The sequence below is a fragment of the Micromonospora sp. DT227 genome, assembly GCF_049841835.1.
Taxonomy (GTDB): domain Bacteria; phylum Actinomycetota; class Actinomycetes; order Mycobacteriales; family Micromonosporaceae; genus Micromonospora.
Map to the genome: position 1 here is coordinate 1 of NZ_JBNCLA010000105.1, position 219 is coordinate 219.

Genomic DNA, 219 nt, shown 5'->3' on the forward strand with positions numbered 1-219 from the left:
CGCGACATCCGCGTTCGCACTCGCACCCTTCGCCGCGGTACTCGCCGCCTTCGCCTGGGCGAGCGCGCGATCCCGCTGGGCCCGTACCTGGTCGAGTTCGCGTGCCTTGCGGGCCGCGTCGCGGGCCTGCTGTGCGGCCTGGCGCGCCGCCGCCGCCTTGCCCGCATCCGTCCGGGCGTCCGCCGCAGCACGCTGCGCACGCGCGGCGGCCTGCGCAGT

1 protein-coding gene is annotated in these 219 nt (G+C 78.1%); it reads right to left on the reverse strand.

What is annotated here, in order from left to right; translation table 11 throughout:
• A partial coding sequence (locus ACLQ2W_RS34095) for a hypothetical protein (RefSeq protein WP_425792044.1) occupies positions 1-219 on the reverse strand: 219 nt, incomplete at both ends.